The sequence below is a fragment of the Serratia sp. 2723 genome (assembly GCF_050434425.1).
Lineage (GTDB): Bacteria > Pseudomonadota > Gammaproteobacteria > Enterobacterales > Enterobacteriaceae > Chania.
The window spans coordinates 145,109-161,048 of the sequence record NZ_JBNDIN010000007.1; the positions used below are offsets into that span (position 1 = coordinate 145,109).

Below are 15,940 nucleotides of genomic sequence, written 5' to 3' on the forward strand. Positions count from 1 at the left end.
TCTTGTTGTTATCAACTTGTAGCTTTATGGTTAGTTAAAGTGATTCACATTTTTGGTTTTAATGTGACAAACATGAATCACCAAGAGGCAAGCATGACAACTGACGCACAATTTCAGCAACACTTTGACGACAAGATCGCCGCCGATATCTCCATCGAAGCCAAAGACTGGATGCCGGATGCCTATCGTCGCAATCTGATCCGGCAAATCGGCCAGCACGCGCATTCCGAGGTGGTCGGCATGTTGCCGGAGGCCAATTGGTTGACCCGCGCCCCTTCACTGCGGCGCAAAGCGGTATTACTGGCGAAAGTTCAGGATGAAGCCGGGCACGGCCTTTATCTGTACAGCGCGGCGGAAACCCTCGGCTGCACTCGCCAGGATATCTACCAAAAGATGCTCGCCGGTCAGATGAAGTATTCCTCCATCTTCAACTATCCAACGCTGAACTGGGCCGACATTGGCGTGATCGGCTGGCTGGTCGACGGTGCCGCCATCGTCAATCAGGTAGCCCTGTGCCGTGCCTCTTACGGCCCCTATGCCAGAGCGATGGTGAAAATCTGTAAAGAAGAGAGCTTCCACCAGCGGCAGGGCTACGAAGCCGTGATGGTGATGGCCCAGGGCAGCGAAGCGCAAAAGGCCATGTTACAGGACGCCATCAACCGTTTCTGGTGGCCAGCGCTGATGATGTTTGGCCCGAGCGATAGCGATTCACCTCACAGTGCACAAAGCATGGCCTGGAAGATCAAACGCCACAGCAATGACGAGCTGCGGCAGAAGTTTATCGACAACACCGTACCGCAGTTGGAAGCCCTGGGCATGACCGCCCCCGATGCCGAACTGGCGTGGGATGAGGCCAGCGGGCATTACCGCTTTGGCGAGATCGACTGGGCAGAGCTGCACGAAGTGATCCAGGGGCGCGGGCAGTGCAACCACGAACGCCTGCAAGCCAAGCGTAAAGCCTGGGACGACGGCAGTTGGGTACGGGATGGTGCCATGGCCCATGCCAGCAAACGCGCGGCAAACGCAGCTTAATCGAGGAGAGAAAAATGACTCACGCCGAATGGCCGTTGTATGAAGTGTTTATCCGCAGCAAGCAGGGTTTGGCCCATCGCCACGTGGGCAGCCTGCATGCCGCAGACGATCGGATGGCGCTGGAAAACGCCCGCGATGCCTACACCCGCCGCAGTGAGGGCTGTTCGATCTGGGTGGTGCAATCCTGCCACCTGATCGCCTCCCAGGCGGAGGATCGGGCGGCGTTCTTCGATCCTTCCGACGACAAGATCTACCGTCATCCCACGTTCTACACCATCCCCGACGGCATCAAGAACATGTAGAGGCAGGCCATGACGATGAGTAACGCAGCAACAATCAGCTATGCCCTGCGCTTGGGCGATACACCGCTCATTCTGGCACAGCGCCTGTGCGCCTGGTGTGGCCATGCTCCTGAGTTGGAGATCGACCTGGCACTGGCCAATATTGGCCTCGATTTGCTGGGTCAGGCACGCAATTTCCTGGCCTATGCCGCCGAGCTTTCCGGCCCGCAACACAGCGAAGACAGCCTGGCCTTTGGCCGCGATGAACGTGAATTCCACAACCTGCTGTTGGCAGAACAGCCCAACGGCGGCTTTAACGACACGCTGGTACGCCAGTTCCTGCTCGATACCTACCACGTGCTACTGCACCGGGAATTGAGCCGCAGCAAAGACGGCCAACTGGCCGCCATTGCCGCCAAATCGCTGAAAGAAGCGGATTATCACCTGCGCTTCAGCCACGGCTGGATGATCCGCCTGGGTGACGGCAGTGAAATCAGCCACCAGAAGGTCCAGCAATCATTAAACGACCTGTGGCGCTTCACCGCCGAGCTATTCCACGCCGACGAGATTGAACTGCAACTGGCCGAACTGGGCATTGCCGTCGATCCGCGCCAACTGCAGGCACCGTGGCAAGCCATGGTGAACGACACGCTGCAACAGGCCACGCTCGCACTGCCCACCGAACAAGCATTTCGCCACGGTGGCAAGCAAGGGCGTCACACTGAGCACCTCGGTCCGATGCTGGCAGAGATGCAGTTTCTGCCACGCGCTTACCCGAACTGTAGCTGGTAGAGGCAATGATGAATATCACCCGACTGCAACCGGCCGAGATCCCGCAGATCTGGCACTGCTTACAGCAGATCAGCGATCCCGAGTTGCCGGTACTGTCCATTACCGATCTGGGCATGGTACGTGACGTGGAGCACGACGGTGCAGGCTGGCATATCACCTTTACCCCAACCTATTCCGGTTGCCCGGCGACCGAGTACCTGCTCAACGCCATTGAACAGACGCTGAACGAGGCGGGTTTCAGCCCGGTGAAGATCACCATCAGCCTCAGCCCGGCCTGGACCACCGACTGGATGAATGCGGATGCTCGCCAGCGCCTGCGTGAATACGGCGTGGCACCACCGCAGGGGCAAACCTGTGAGAAGCCCTTAGCCCATGGCCCGGTGCAGTGCCCCCGTTGCGGCAGCGAGCACACGGAAAAGATCAGCGAGTTCGGTTCCACCGCCTGCAAAGCGCTTTACCGCTGCTGCGCATGTCGGGAACCGTTCGACTATTTCAAATGTATTTAGGAGCACTGAAAACCATGACGGTCTTTCATCGCCTGAATGTCGCTGCCATCGAGCGCGAAACGCCGGATGCCGTAGCCATCACGCTGCGCGTCCCGGACGAACTGAAATCCTATTACGCCTATACCCCCGGCCAGCACCTGACGCTCAAAGCGCAGGTCAACGGTGAAGAGTTGCGCCGCTGCTATTCCATCTGTAGCGCACCGCAGGACGGCGTATTGCAAATCGGCATCAAGGCGATCCATCAGGGGCGCTTCTCTTCGTTTATCAACCAAAGCCTGCAGGTGGGCGACGAGTTGGAAGTGATGCTGCCGCAGGGTCGTTTTGGTTACCAACCGCAGGCACAAACCCAGGGCAACTATCTGGCGATCGCCGCCGGTTCCGGCATCACGCCAATGCTGTCGATCATCAAGGCGACGTTGCAATTGGAACCCAACAGCCAGTTCACGCTGATTTACGGCAACCGCACCAGCCGCTCGGTGATGTTTAAAGAAGCCCTCTCGGATCTGAAAAACCGTTATCCACAGCGCTTCCAGCCGCTGTATCTCTTTAGCCAGGAAAATCTCGACAGCCCGCTGCTCAGTGGCCGTATCGACCGTGATCACCTGACCGCACTGGGTAACACGTTGGTGGACTTCAACGACTTCGATCACGCCTTTATCTGCGGCCCGGAGGCGATGATGGACGACGCGCACACCGTGCTGGAGCTGGCCGGTATGCCTGCCGAACGTATTCACAGCGAGCGTTTCAACACCAGCGGCATCGTCGCCCGGCCTGCCAATGCAGGTAGCCGCAACGCTACCCAGATAGAGATCCGGCTCGATGGCCGCAGCCTCAAAATCGACGTCGGCAGCGAGGATGACAGCATTCTGGATGCCGCATTACGTCAGGGGGCCGATTTGCCCTATGCCTGCAAAGGCGGCGTCTGCGCCACCTGCAAATGCAAGCTGAAGGCCGGTGAGGTGGATATGGCGATCAACTACAGCCTGGAGCCGGATCAACTGGCGGCAGGCTATGTCTTGAGCTGCCAGTCCTGGCCACGCGGTGAAGGCGTGGTGCTGGACTTTGACGTTTAGGAGCCGACGATGGAAACCCCTTGGATCCTGCGCGAACGGCAGCAACGCGTGGTCACACTGACGCTGCACCGCCCCGATGCCCGCAATGCGTTGAGCACAGCCAGCCTGGAACAGTTGGTTTATCAACTGGAACAGGCCGATAGCGATACCGACGTCGGTGCGGTGGTGATTGCCGGTGCCACCCGGTTCTTCGCCGCCGGTGCCGATCTGCGCGAACTACAGCAACAGGATGTCGCCGCCACTCAGCTAGATCACCGCCCTTTGCTATGGCAGCGGTTGGCTCAGTTCAGCAAACCCTTGCTGGCGGCGGTGAACGGTTACGCGCTCGGTGCTGGCTGTGAGCTGGCTCTGGCCTGTGACATAACAATTTGCGGTGAAAGCGCCCGCTTCGGCCTGCCGGAAATCACGTTGGGCCTGATACCTGGAGCCGGTGGGACCCAACGCCTGATCCGCAGCGTGGGCAAGTCCCGCGCCTATCAAATGGTGCTGACAGGTGAGGCCATCGACGCCCGCAGCGCACTGCAAGCCGGGCTGGTGAGCGAAGTCTGTGTCGACGCATTAACGCTGGAGCGTACTCAACAGTTGGCGCAACGCATCAGCCAACAGGCACCTCTAGCCCTGCGCGCGGCCAAGCAGGCGCTAAAACAGGCGCAGGAAACCGGTCTCAGCCAGGGCTTGCAGATGGAACGCCAGCAGTTTGTCACCCTGGCCGCCACCGAAGATCGCCGCGAAGGCATTGCCGCCTTCTTCGAAAAACGCACACCGAACTATCAAGGGCGCTGATTTATGGAAAACGCATTAATTCTTAGCCACATCGCAGCCGGGGTGTTGACCATTACCCTGAACCGCCCCGATCGGCTCAACAGCTTTAACGATGAAATGCACCACCAGCTCAGCGAGGCGCTGACCGTAGCCGAACGCGATGACAGCGTGCGTTGCGTGCTGATCACCGGTGCCGGGCGCGGCTTCTGCGCCGGGCAAGATTTGAACGATCGTAACGTCAGTGTGGATCAGGCCCCCCCGGATCTTGGGCTGTCGGTAGAACGTTTTTACAACCCGCTGATCCGCCGCCTGAGTGCCCTACCCAAACCGATTGTCTGCGCGGTCAATGGCGTTGCTGCCGGAGCGGGTGCCGCGCTGGCAATGGCCTGCGACATCGTGGTGGCCGCCGACAACGCCAGCTTTATCCAATCCTTCTGCAAACTGGGCCTGGTGCCGGATTCCGGCGGCAGTTGGTATCTGCCACGCCTGGCCGGACATGCGCGAGCCATGGGTATGGCGCTGCTAGGGGACAAAATCAGCGCTCGGCAGGCACTGGAGTGGGGAATGATCTGGCAGGTCGTGGCCGCCGCCGAGCTGGCCGATCACACCCAAAACATGGCCAAACAGCTTGCTACCCAACCTACCTACGGCCTGGGGCTGATTAAAAAGGCCATGTACAGTTCGGCCAGCAATACGCTCGACCAGCAGCTCGATTTAGAGCGCGATTTGCAACGCTTGGGTGGCCGTAGTGACGACTATCGCGAGGGCGTCAGCGCCTTCTTCGCCAAACGCCCACCGAACTTCAGCGGGAAATAGTATGAGAGAGAAGATGGCGGTAAATGCCATGGCCACCTCCGCAACGGTGGCCGTAATTGGTGCCGGAACCATGGGGATCGGCATTGCCCAGGTGGCCGCTGCGGCAGGACACCGGGTCAAGCTGTTCGATATCGCCCTGCCCGCCGCCACCCGCGCGCTGGAACAGCTCGGGCAACGCCTGCGCAAGCGGGTCGAGGCGGGTAAAGCCGATGCCCACAGCTCCGAAACCCTGCTGGGTCATATTCAGTTGACTAGCTCGTTGAGCGATCTGGCCGACTGCAGCCTGGTGATCGAAGCGGTGGCGGAAAAGCTGGCGATCAAACAGAGCCTGTTTCGCGATCTGGAGGCGATATGCTCGCCAGAGACGCTGTTTGCCAGTAATACCTCGTCACTTTCTATTACCGCCATCGCCAGCGCGCTACAGCACCCGCAACGTATGGCCGGTCTACACTTCTTCAACCCGGCTCCGCTAATGAAACTGGTGGAGATCGTTGGTGGTTTGGAAACCAGCCCGGAAACGCTGAGCAGCCTGCAAACCTTGGCTCAACGTTGGGGTAAGCACAGCGTCGTATGCCGCTCCACGCCAGGTTTTATCGTCAACCGGGTAGCCCGGCCTTTCTACGCTGAAACCCTGCGCGCTCTGGAAGAACAGATTGCCGATCCGGCCACCCTGGACGCCGTACTGCGTGATGCCGGTGGCTTCGCCATGGGGCCGCTGCAACTGACCGATCTGATCGGCCAGGACGTCAACTATGCCGTCACCGAGTCGGTCTATCACGCCTTTTATCAGGACAGCCGCTTTACTCCTTCGCTGGTGCAGCAAGAGCTGGTAGCTGCCGGGCATTTGGGCCGTAAGAGTGGCCGGGGTTTCTACCGTTATGGCAGTGAGCAGGTCGTACCATCAGCAACTTTCGCTTCGGCGGGAACGGCTGATTTGCCTCAGTCTGTCACGTTGCACGGCGACTGGTCGGCCATCGGCGAGTTTGCTCAGTTGCTGACGGGAAATGCGGCAACGATCAAACATCCTGGCCAGACCAGTCCATTTGCCCGGATCGATGAAGTTACATTTATGTTAACAAATGGTAAAACGGCAAGCCAAGTCGCCGAAGAAATCGGATCGCCCGTGGTTCTGTTCGACCTGTCCGTCAACTATCAGCACGCTGCCGTTATCGCCATCAGCAGTGCTGAGCAAAACGCGGTGCCGCACACCGCCAAGGTCATTCGCCTGCTGCAATCGCTGGGTAAACAGGTGATCCACCTGCCGGATTACCCGGGTCTGCTGGTGATGCGCACCGTCGCCATGCTGGCTAATGAAGCCCTCGACGTAGTGAACAAAGGCGTGGCCAATGCCGCCGATACCGACGATGCCATGCGGTTTGGCGTCAACTACCCGCAAGGTCCGCTGGCCTGGGGCAGCAAGCTCGGCTGGCAACAGATCCTCACTACGCTGGAAAACCTGCAACGTTATTACGCGGAACCTCGCTATCGCCCAATGCCACTGCTACGCCGTTATGCCGCCAATTATTCAGGAGCCCAATGCTGATGAATGCCAACACTCCCCGCGCGCTGGCCCAGCGCTGCGCCGAACAGATGTTTAGCCAGGATACCTGCGCACAGGCGATGGATATGTGCATCGATGCCGTGGATACCGGCATGGCCAAAGTCAGCATGACCGTCGGCCCGCAGATGCTCAATGGCCACCAGACCTGTCACGGTGGCCAACTGTTCAGCCTCGCGGATACCGCCTTTGCTTATGCCTGCAACAGCCAAGGGTTGGCGGCGGTCGCTTCTGGTTGCACCATCGATTTTATCCGCCCAGCGCTGGCAGGCGACCGTCTAACCGCCTGCGCTGAAGTGCGCCATCAGGGTAAAACCACCGGATTGTACGACGTTGAGATCGTTAACCAACTAGGGAAAACCGTCGCCTGGTTCCGTGGCCGCGCCCATCGGTTGGGCCACCGCATTTTAGGAGAGCAGCCATGAATCAGGCCTTTATTTGCGATGGCGTCCGCACGCCGATTGGCCGTTACGCCGGCGCGCTGGCAAACGTGCGGGCCGACGATTTAGCCGCCCTGCCGCTGCGTGCTCTGCTGGAGCGCCACCCCCACGTGGACTGGTCGCGGGTGGATGACGTGATCCTCGGCTGCGCCAATCAGGCAGGGGAAGACAACCGCAATCTGGCCCGTATGGCGGCGCTGCTGGCCGGACTGCCACAAAACGTTTCCGGCACCACCATCAACCGGCTATGCGGTTCGGGGTTGGATGCGTTGGCGATGGCGGCCCGCAGCATCAAGGCCGGAGAAGCCAGCCTGGTTCTGGCCGGAGGGGCCGAATCCATGACCCGTGCCCCGCTGGTAATGGGCAAGGCAGACAGCGCCTTCAGCCGTCAGGCACAGATGTTTGATACCACCATCGGTTGGCGGTTTGTTAACCCGCTGATGCATGCGGCCTTCGGTACCGACTCAATGCCGGAAACCGCCGAAAACGTCGCGGCGCAGTTTGGCATCAGCCGTGCCGATCAGGATGCCTTTGCCCTGCGCAGCCAGCAGCGCACCGCCCTGGCACAACAGCGGGGGATCCTGGCGCAGGAAATTATCCCGGTGAGCCTCAACGGCAAGAAAGGAGTCATTACCCAGTTCAACGAAGACGAACACCCGCGCGCAGAAACCACGCTGGAGCAGCTGCAAAAACTGAAAACGCCGTTCCGTCAGCCGGGCTGTATCACTGCTGGCAATGCTTCTGGCGTCAACGACGGTGCGGCGGCGCTGATTGTCGCTTCCGAAGCCATGGCCATGCAGCAAGGTCTGACGCCACGGGCGCGCATTGTCGCCACCGCCACCTGCGGCGTAGAGCCGCGATTGATGGGGATCGGCCCGCTACCCGCGACCCGCAAAGTCCTGGAAATCGCCGGGTTAAGCCTGGCACAGATGGACGTCATTGAACTTAACGAAGCATTCGCCGCACAGGCGTTGGCGGTGTTGCGCCAGCTTGGTCTGCCGGATGATGCCGAACAGGTCAATCCCAACGGGGGTGCCATCGCGCTTGGCCATCCATTGGGCATGAGCGGTGCGCGCCTGGCGCTGGCCGCCCTGTTTGAGCTGGAACGTCGCGCTGGCCGCTACGCACTGTGCACCATGTGCATTGGCGTCGGTCAGGGCATTGCCATGATTATTGAGCGTGTCTAACACCTGCGAGGCTAAAAAGATGACTACAAATCCACGGCCCATCGACGCGATTGAATTTGCTTCACGCGACGAAATCGAAGCATTACAACTGGAACGCCTGCAATGGACCCTGCACCATGCCTACAACAACGTACCGATGTATCAACGCAAGTTCGATCAGGCCGGCGTTCACCCGAGCGATCTGAAGCAACTGAGCGATCTGTCGCTATTCCCTTATACCACCAAGCAGGATCTGCGTGACAACTACCCGTTCGACACCTTCGCCGTGCCGATGGAACAGGTGGTACGCATTCATGCTTCCTCTGGCACCACCGGTCGCCCAACGGTGGTGGGTTACACCCAGCGGGATATCGACAACTGGGCCGATATTGTCGCCCGCTGCCTGCGCTCTGCCGGGGCCACGGCCAAAGACAAAATCCACGTCGCCTACGGTTACGGCCTGTTTACCGGCGGGTTGGGTGCGCACTATGGCGCAGAACGCCTGGGTGCGACGGTGATCCCGATGTCCGGCGGCCAGACGGAGAAACAGGTGCAACTGATCATGGATTTCAAGCCCGACGTGATCATGGTGACGCCATCCTACTGCCTGACGCTGATCGACGAGCTGGAACACAAAATGGGGGGCGATGCGCGCAACTGTTCCCTGCGTTTGGGCGTGTTCGGTGCGGAGCCATGGTCAGAATCCCTGCGCCATGAGATCGAGTCACGCATGGGGATCAAGGCGCTGGATATCTACGGTCTTTCCGAAGTCATGGGGCCGGGCGTAGCGATGGAGTGTGCCGAAAGCGGCGGCGGCCCGACCATCTGGGAAGACCACTTCCTGCCGGAGATCATCAACCCGGAGACGGGGGCGATACAGGCTGATGGCGAGCATGGCGAACTGGTTTTCACCACGCTGACCAAAGAGGCGCTGCCAGTGATCCGCTATCGCACCCGCGACCTCACCCACCTGATGCCAGGAGATGCTCGCAACATGCGCCGGATGGGCAAAATCACCGGCCGTTCCGACGATATGCTGATCATTCGCGGCGTGAACGTATTCCCTTCACAGGTTGAAGAACAGATTATGCAGTTCGAACATCTGTCGCCGCATTATCAGTTGCAAGTGAGCCGTGCCGGGCATCTGGATACCTTGGCCGTGCGGGTGGAACTGAAAGAGTCGGCCCTGACGCTCAGCCATCAGCAGCGTTGCGATATCTGCCACCAGTTGCGTCACCATATCAAATCGATTGTCGGGGTCAGCACCGACGTCAGCATTGCCAACTGTGGTGATATCCCACGTTCGGAAGGCAAGGCCCAGCGAGTGATCGATCTGCGGCCACGTTAAGTTTTGCCCCCTCACCCTAACCCTCTCCCACAGGGAGAGGGAACCGATCGAGTGTGCGTGAGATTAGAGTGATTCACCTTAGATTGGGAGGCGATCACGTTTGCTGAGGTTACCTCTTTACTTCCAAACGAGCAGGGGGCAATCAGCTCGCTCTCCCTGTAGGGGGACCGATCGAGTTTGCTTAGATTATCACTTTACTTCCAAACGAGCTGGAGCTATCAACTCCTTCTCCCTGGAGGGGGACAGATCGAGTTTGCTTAGATTATCGCTTTACTTCCAAACGAGCTGCGGCTATCAGCTCCCTCTCCCTATGTGGGGGGACCGATTGAATTTGCTGAGATTATCACTTTACCTCCAAACGAGCAGGGTCTATCAGCTCGCTCTCCCTGTAGGGGGACCGATCGAGTTTGCTTAGATTATCGCTTTACTTCCAAACGAGCAGGGGCTATCAGCTCCCTCTCCCTGTGGGAGAGGGTTGGGGTGAGGGGCAAGCCGTCGTCGTTTATGCTAATGTCGTGTCTCAGCAAAGGCTTACCCAGGGAAAAATATGGAACATAAACTGGACGACTTTATCCGCCATGCGTTAAGTGCCCAACCAATCAGCGGCACCTCGCTGATCATCTCACTCTACGGCGACGCGCTGAGCCATCGCGGCGGTGAGATTTGGTTGGGCAGCTTAAGCGCACTGCTGGAAGCGCTGGGCTTCGGCGATCGTTTTGTGCGTACCTCGGTGTTTCGTTTGCAAAAAGAGGGTTGGCTGGACGTAGAGAAGATCGGACGGCGCAGCTATTACCGCGTTACCGAACAGGGTATGCGCCAGTTTCGCCATGCCGAATCAAAAATCTACCTCAGCGAGCAGCCGCAATGGGATGGCAAGTGGGAGTTGTTGCTGTTGGAGAGCGCGGAAAAGACCGAGCGTGCACGGCTGAAAAAAGAGCTGGGCTGGCTGGGCTTTGGCCAGATCGCCAACAATCTGATGGCCGCGCCCACCCATGCACAAACCGACGTCACCGCCCTGCTCGGCGAGCTCAACGCCAGTGAACAGGTGATCTACTTCCGTGCCGACTATCCCTATAACCGTTCCGAACAGACGTTGCGCCAAATGGTCGCCAACTGCTGGTCGTTGAGCGAAGTGGCCGGTTACTACCATGAGTTTATCGTCTCCTTCCGCCCATTGATGGCCCTGCTGCGCGAAGCCGACGAGCAGGAACTGACGCCCCTGCGATGCTTTCAGATTAAGCTATTATTAATCCACTTTTTCCGCCGCGTGGTGTTGAAAGATCCCCTGCTGCCGGATGCCCTGTTACCCGCGCAATGGGAAGGCCAGATAGCCCGCAACCTGTGCATCAATATCTATCAGCGAGTGGATCGCGCCGCGACGGAATATGTCAGCGCTTTGGCAGAAACCTCCATCGGCACCTTACCCGCACCGGGTGCTGGCTACTATCGCCGCTTTGGCGGACTGCCGCGCGATCCCACTACATTTTGAGGAGTTTGCACTATGCCCGTGTATCAGATTGACGGTTTGACGCCGGTGGTCGATCCCAGCAGCTATGTTCACCCCACCGCAGTACTGATTGGCGACGTGATTATCGGCAAAGGAGTCTACATCGGCCCCAATGCCAGCCTGCGCGGCGACTTTGGGCGCATTGTGGTCGAAGACGGTGCTAACGTGCAGGATAACTGTGTGATGCACGGCTTCCCATTGCAGGACACGGTAGTTGAACAAGATGGACATATCGGCCACAGCGCTATCCTGCACGGCTGCCGCGTGCGCCGTAACGCGATGATCGGCATGAATGCCGTCATCATGGACGGTGCGGTCATTGGTGAGAATTCCATCGTCGGCGCGGGTTCCTTCGTCAAAGCCGCTGCGGAGATTGCCGCCAACCAACTGGTGATCGGCAGCCCGGCAAGGGTGATCCGCGAACTGAGCGAACAGGAATTAGCCTGGAAACGCACTGGCACGCTCCAGTATCAGGAGTTGGTCTTACGTTGCAAAAAAAGCCTGAAAGAAGTGGCCCCACTCACTGCACCGGAGCCAGGCCGCCAACGCTTAAGCTTCGGCGACCACATCATCCCCAAAAGCCAGCTTTAATTGTAGGCCGGGCCGCAGCCCGGCCTACATTACTCCATACCCTGCAACGGTGCCTTATCAACAATCGAGGCCAGCGTGCGGCGGCTGTAGAAATAGATGGCCACCAACAGTGCGCTGAAGGGAATGCCAAACCACAGCGTCATTCTAAAGAAGTCGGTGAACAGCGTGGTTATCATCAAACCAACCATCAAGAGCGCCCCCGCCAGGGTAAAGTAAGGATAGCCCCACATGCGGAACTTGAGATGCGTCTGCGCGTGCTGGCGGCGGAAGAACAGATGGGTAACAAAGATCATCAGCCAGGTGAAGCAGGCGCCGTACACCGAGATCGACATCATCACCGCGAAGGATTTCTCTGGTGCGGCAATGCTCAGCACGATAGAGACGATAATCCCCACGCAGGAGATCGCCAGCGCGTTGACCGGAATACCCCGTTTGCTAAGCCGCCCCAGCGCCGCCGGTGCCTGCCCGGCACGAGACAGTGAAAACATCATGCGGGTGGTGATATACAGTTGGCTGTTCATGGCAGACAGTGCGGCAATCAACACGACAAAGTTAAAGATCCCGGCGGCGGCAGGTAAATGGATCACGTTCATCGCCACCAGGAACGGGCTTTCACCGGTGCCGGACTGCCGCCACGGCACGATGGCCAACATCAGCGCTATCGACATCATATAGAAGATAAACAGCCGCAGAATGGTGCCTTTAAACGCGCTTTTCACGGCAATCACCGGGTTTTTGGCTTCCCCTGCGGCAACCGCAATCATCTCAATACTCAGATAGCTGAATATCGATACGATCACCGCAAACCACATGCCTTTCACCCCGAACGGGAAGAAGCCACCGTTGTCGGTGAAGTTACGGATGCCGAAGGTCGGGTTGGCGGAAAACGCCAGGATACCGATACCAATCATGATAAACGCCGAAATGGCCACTACCTTGACAGTCGAGAGCGCATACTCCACCTGGCCAAAAGACTTGACGCCAATCACGTTGACAACAATCACCGCCGCCGAGAACAACAGCACCCACGGCCAAATCGGCGTGCCTGGGAACCAGAACTGCATATACATGCCAATGGCGGTCACTTCGGTACCCACCGCCAGCACCACGCAAGACCAATAGGAATAGCGCACCAGAAAGCCAAACAGCGGGCTGAGGTAGAACTCAGCATAGTCGCCGAACGACCCTGGGGTTGGGTGCTCGGAAGTCATTTCCGCCAGGCATCCCATCAGCAGTAGCGCAATCACCCCGCCGATAAAATAGCTCAGCAGTACGCTTGGCCCGGCCATCTGGATCGCGTAAGCACTTCCCAGAAACAGGCCGGTACCGATGGCCCCGCCGATCGCCAGCATCGACATCTGCCCGGCGGTCAGGTGCTTTTTCAGCCCATCCTGCCGCTGGGCGATCTCGTCAAAACGTTTCGCATCTTTCATGGTTGCTCACCTTTATGCGGTACGGGTCACGTCAAGGATGGCGGCGGTCACATAGTCCAGGTTTTGCTGGTTGAGGCCGGGCAGACACATCCTGCCGGGTGCCACCAGATAAATGGAATATTGCTGCCGCAGTTGGCCGAGTTGGCGTTCATTCAACCCGGTGTAGCTGAACATGCCTTTTTGATCGCGAATGCGGGTGTAGTCCAGCGTAGTACCGCCCTGCTCCAGGCCAGCGGCCAGGCCAACGCGCATCTGTTTGATGCGTTGACGCATGGAGGTCAACTCACTGGCCCACAGTTGGTATAACTGTGGGTCTGCCAACAGGGTTTCCACAATCTGGCTGCCGTGAGTCGGTGGGCAGGAGTAACTGCGGCGGATCAGCGTCTTCAATGCGCCCTTTACGTTCACCGCAGCCTCAGCGGTAGCACAGCGCACCGATAGCCCCCCTAAACGCTGGCCATACAGCGCCACATTCTTGGAAAAAGAGTTGCTGACCAGAAAATCCACGTCGGTATTCAACATCGCCCGCAGCGCGAAGCAGTCTTCGTCCAGCCCGTCGCCAAAGCCCTGATAGGCGATGTCAAAGAAAGGCAGCAGCCGACGCCGTTGCACCACCTCGATCACCGCTTGCCATTGTGATGGGCTGAGATCGGTGCCAGTGGGGTTATGGCAGCAAGGGTGCAGCAATACCACCGCCCCTTCCGGCAAGGCGGAGAGCGTGTCGAGCATAGCTGCAAAATGCAGTTGACCAGACGCATTGTCAAAATAGGGGTAGGTATTCACCTTCAGCCCAGCCCCTTCGAAGATCGCCCAGTGGTTGGCCCAGGTAGGATCGGAGACCCAGATTTCGCGGCGCGCCAGATAGTGGTAAATAAAATCGCCCCCCAGCTTCAGCGCGCCAGAGCCACCCACGCTTTGCACCGTGGCAATACGGTCTGCCGGTTCACCAAACAGCAGCGTCTGGATCTGGCGAGCAAACAGTGCAGAACCTTCGATTGGCGGGTAAGTATGCGGCCGCTGTTGTTCCAGTAAACGCTGTTCGGCAATATGCACGGCCTGCATCAGGGGAATATTACCTTGATGATCGTAATACAAACCAATCCCCAGGTTAACCTTTTGCGGATTAGCATCCTGCATATAGGCTTCCATCAGTGACATAATAGGATCGGGCATTGACGGAGTAATATGTGCGAACATAGACAATCCTTAATTCATTGGCTAATGAATTGGCAAGTGAATATTATTTTTCTAATAACTGATTAAGCAATTGCGCTAACGGTAATTTCTATTTTCATGCCTGGGACAACCAACTTATCAACAATCACCGTTGAGCGATTGGGATATGGATAATTAAAATAATTTTTGTAGATATGATCGAGCAACTTAACGTCATTCACATCGGTAAGATAAACAATAACCTGTAATACATTATCGCTATGGCTATTGGCGGCTTTCAGCGTAGTGGCTAAATTATCAAACGTCAGTGTGATCTGTTTTTCCGGATCGCCGGTTTCAATCGTGCCATCCTGACGGACCGGGCCATGGGCGGTGAATAACATCCCACCGCCTTTGGTCGCCCAGGAAAAAGGTTGCCCGATCTCCGGCAGGCCGGTTTCAATGACTGTGCGCATCAAGATTCTCTCCATCGGTAAGCAGGAAGCGGTGCAGAGCGCCATCGGCAGCAAATACCGCATCCAGCACGCTGTAATGATTAGCACCAGGGAGCGCATAACGGCTAACCACCAGCCCCTGCGCCCGCAATGTGGAATAATAATAAAGCGATTGCCCAATCAGCTCCGGCAGTTCCGCCACGCCGTAAAACAACACCATAGGCTTCAAAGATAGCGGTATATTACGCGCAGGGCTTAAGGCCTCTATTTGCTGGGGGGTCAGCTTTAGCTGCTGGTTTACGTAGCTCGCCAGCAACGGCTGCAACTCAAAAATACCACTGATGGGAAACACCGCCTGCACCAGCGGATGATGTTGCCAATACGCCGCCAGATGTCCACCGGCAGAATGGCCTGTGAGATAAACCGGCTTATCGCCACGCGACTTCAGCCGCCGCTCGATGGCATCCAGCGCCCCCCCCATTTGCTGGCAAATATCGGCCAGGTTAGCCGCCGGTGCCAGGCTATATTCCACCAGCACCACATCAAAACCTAATGACAATGGCATGCTGGCAATAAAAGCAAAATCCTGTTTATCACAAAATTGCCAATAGCCACCGTGAATAAATATTATCGTGCCTTTATATTCTTCAGTTGAATAAAACCAGTCAAAAACTTCACGCGGCAAATCCCCATAAGCAATATTCAACTCATGACGTTGCTGTTGGTAAACTCGCTGACTGCGGGATTGAAATGAGAGCAGGATCTCGTTTTCATCAGCCACCGTCGTAGCGTTATCGTAACTGCCCGCCAGAAGTTTCATATATTAAACTTTGTTTATTATTTAAGATGTGAGTTAACTATTAGCAACATGTTAAAATATTGTCAAGACAGCTGATGCGGCAATGCGTGGTCGGCGATATAAATTTATTTTTTCGGACAATAAGTTTCACTGGTTAAACATTTCGAGGTTATTTTAAAGTTTCATCCATGAAACTCAAAAATAAATTGATGATAAAGAATGAGTG

17 protein-coding genes are annotated in these 15,940 nt (G+C 57.3%); 13 read left to right on the top strand and 4 right to left on the bottom strand.

Annotated features, from left to right (window positions below):
* Positions 1 to 93 precede the first annotated feature (93 nt).
* The 13 genes from paaA (at position 94) to paaY (ending at position 11,872) form a co-directional block, all read left to right on the top strand.
* Positions 94 to 1,032, top strand: coding sequence for a 1,2-phenylacetyl-CoA epoxidase subunit PaaA (gene paaA / locus ABIE29_RS12960; RefSeq protein ID WP_429619185.1), 939 nt, complete (start codon positions 94 to 96; stop codon positions 1,030 to 1,032).
* A 14-nt stretch (positions 1,033 to 1,046) separates the two neighbouring features.
* On the top strand, positions 1,047 to 1,334 hold the full coding sequence (gene paaB / locus ABIE29_RS12965; RefSeq protein ID WP_429619186.1) for a 1,2-phenylacetyl-CoA epoxidase subunit PaaB: 288 nt from the start codon (positions 1,047 to 1,049) through the stop codon (positions 1,332 to 1,334).
* Between the two features lie 9 nt (positions 1,335 to 1,343).
* Entirely contained in the window at positions 1,344 to 2,105 is a 762-nt protein-coding gene (paaC, locus tag ABIE29_RS12970) for a 1,2-phenylacetyl-CoA epoxidase subunit PaaC (protein ID WP_429619187.1), read from the top strand.
* 8 nt (positions 2,106 to 2,113) lie between these two features.
* Positions 2,114 to 2,611, top strand: coding sequence for a 1,2-phenylacetyl-CoA epoxidase subunit PaaD (paaD, locus tag ABIE29_RS12975; protein WP_429619306.1), 498 nt, complete (start codon positions 2,114 to 2,116; stop codon positions 2,609 to 2,611).
* A 14-nt stretch (positions 2,612 to 2,625) separates the two neighbouring features.
* Positions 2,626 to 3,684, top strand: coding sequence for a 1,2-phenylacetyl-CoA epoxidase subunit PaaE (gene paaE, locus ABIE29_RS12980; RefSeq protein WP_429619188.1), 1,059 nt, complete (start codon positions 2,626 to 2,628; stop codon positions 3,682 to 3,684).
* Between the two features lie 9 nt (positions 3,685 to 3,693).
* Positions 3,694 to 4,467, top strand: coding sequence for a 2,3-dehydroadipyl-CoA hydratase PaaF (paaF, locus tag ABIE29_RS12985; protein WP_429619189.1), 774 nt, complete (start codon positions 3,694 to 3,696; stop codon positions 4,465 to 4,467).
* 3 nt (positions 4,468 to 4,470) lie between these two features.
* Positions 4,471 to 5,262: a 2-(1,2-epoxy-1,2-dihydrophenyl)acetyl-CoA isomerase PaaG gene (gene paaG, locus ABIE29_RS12990; RefSeq protein ID WP_429619190.1), complete on the top strand. Its 792-nt coding sequence runs from the start codon at positions 4,471 to 4,473 to the stop codon at positions 5,260 to 5,262.
* Position 5,263: 1 nt separating this feature from the next.
* Entirely contained in the window at positions 5,264 to 6,805 is a 1,542-nt protein-coding gene (locus ABIE29_RS12995; protein ID WP_429619191.1) for a 3-hydroxyacyl-CoA dehydrogenase, read from the top strand.
* A complete protein-coding gene (gene paaI, locus ABIE29_RS13000; protein ID WP_429619192.1) occupies positions 6,805 to 7,245 on the top strand; it encodes a hydroxyphenylacetyl-CoA thioesterase PaaI in 441 nt (146 codons plus the stop codon). The genes ABIE29_RS12995 and paaI overlap by 1 nt, the downstream gene beginning before the upstream one ends.
* Complete coding sequence (gene pcaF, locus ABIE29_RS13005) at positions 7,242 to 8,447, top strand: 3-oxoadipyl-CoA thiolase (protein ID WP_429619193.1); 1,206 nt, start codon at positions 7,242 to 7,244, stop codon at positions 8,445 to 8,447. Before paaI ends, pcaF begins: the two co-directional genes overlap by 4 nt.
* A 19-nt stretch (positions 8,448 to 8,466) precedes the next feature.
* Positions 8,467 to 9,774: a phenylacetate--CoA ligase PaaK gene (paaK, locus tag ABIE29_RS13010; protein ID WP_429619194.1), complete on the top strand. Its 1,308-nt coding sequence runs from the start codon at positions 8,467 to 8,469 to the stop codon at positions 9,772 to 9,774.
* A 547-nt stretch (positions 9,775 to 10,321) separates the two neighbouring features.
* Positions 10,322 to 11,263: a phenylacetic acid degradation operon negative regulatory protein PaaX gene (gene paaX, locus ABIE29_RS13015; RefSeq protein ID WP_429619195.1), complete on the top strand. Its 942-nt coding sequence runs from the start codon at positions 10,322 to 10,324 to the stop codon at positions 11,261 to 11,263.
* 12 nt (positions 11,264 to 11,275) lie between these two features.
* Positions 11,276 to 11,872 carry a phenylacetic acid degradation protein PaaY gene (gene paaY / locus ABIE29_RS13020; protein ID WP_429619196.1) on the top strand — a complete coding sequence of 199 codons (597 nt, stop codon included), beginning with the start codon at positions 11,276 to 11,278 and terminating at the stop codon, positions 11,870 to 11,872.
* A 29-nt stretch (positions 11,873 to 11,901) separates the two neighbouring features.
* Here paaY and ABIE29_RS13025 read toward each other — a convergent pair whose 3' ends face one another.
* From ABIE29_RS13025 to ABIE29_RS13040, 4 genes are all read right to left on the bottom strand, one after another.
* Entirely contained in the window at positions 11,902 to 13,305 is a 1,404-nt protein-coding gene (locus tag ABIE29_RS13025; protein ID WP_429619197.1) for an amino acid permease, read from the bottom strand.
* Positions 13,306 to 13,317: 12 nt separating this feature from the next.
* A complete protein-coding gene (locus ABIE29_RS13030) occupies positions 13,318 to 14,502 on the bottom strand; it encodes an aromatic amino acid transaminase (RefSeq protein ID WP_429619198.1) in 1,185 nt (394 codons plus the stop codon).
* Positions 14,503 to 14,564: 62 nt separating this feature from the next.
* Positions 14,565 to 14,936 carry a RidA family protein gene (locus tag ABIE29_RS13035; protein ID WP_429619199.1) on the bottom strand — a complete coding sequence of 124 codons (372 nt, stop codon included), beginning with the start codon at positions 14,934 to 14,936 and terminating at the stop codon, positions 14,565 to 14,567.
* Positions 14,920 to 15,735 (bottom strand): alpha/beta hydrolase, encoded by an 816-nt coding sequence (locus tag ABIE29_RS13040; protein ID WP_429619200.1) that lies wholly within the window; start codon positions 15,733 to 15,735, stop codon positions 14,920 to 14,922. Before ABIE29_RS13040 ends, ABIE29_RS13035 begins: the two co-directional genes overlap by 17 nt.
* Between the last annotated feature and the right edge of the window lie 205 nt (positions 15,736 to 15,940).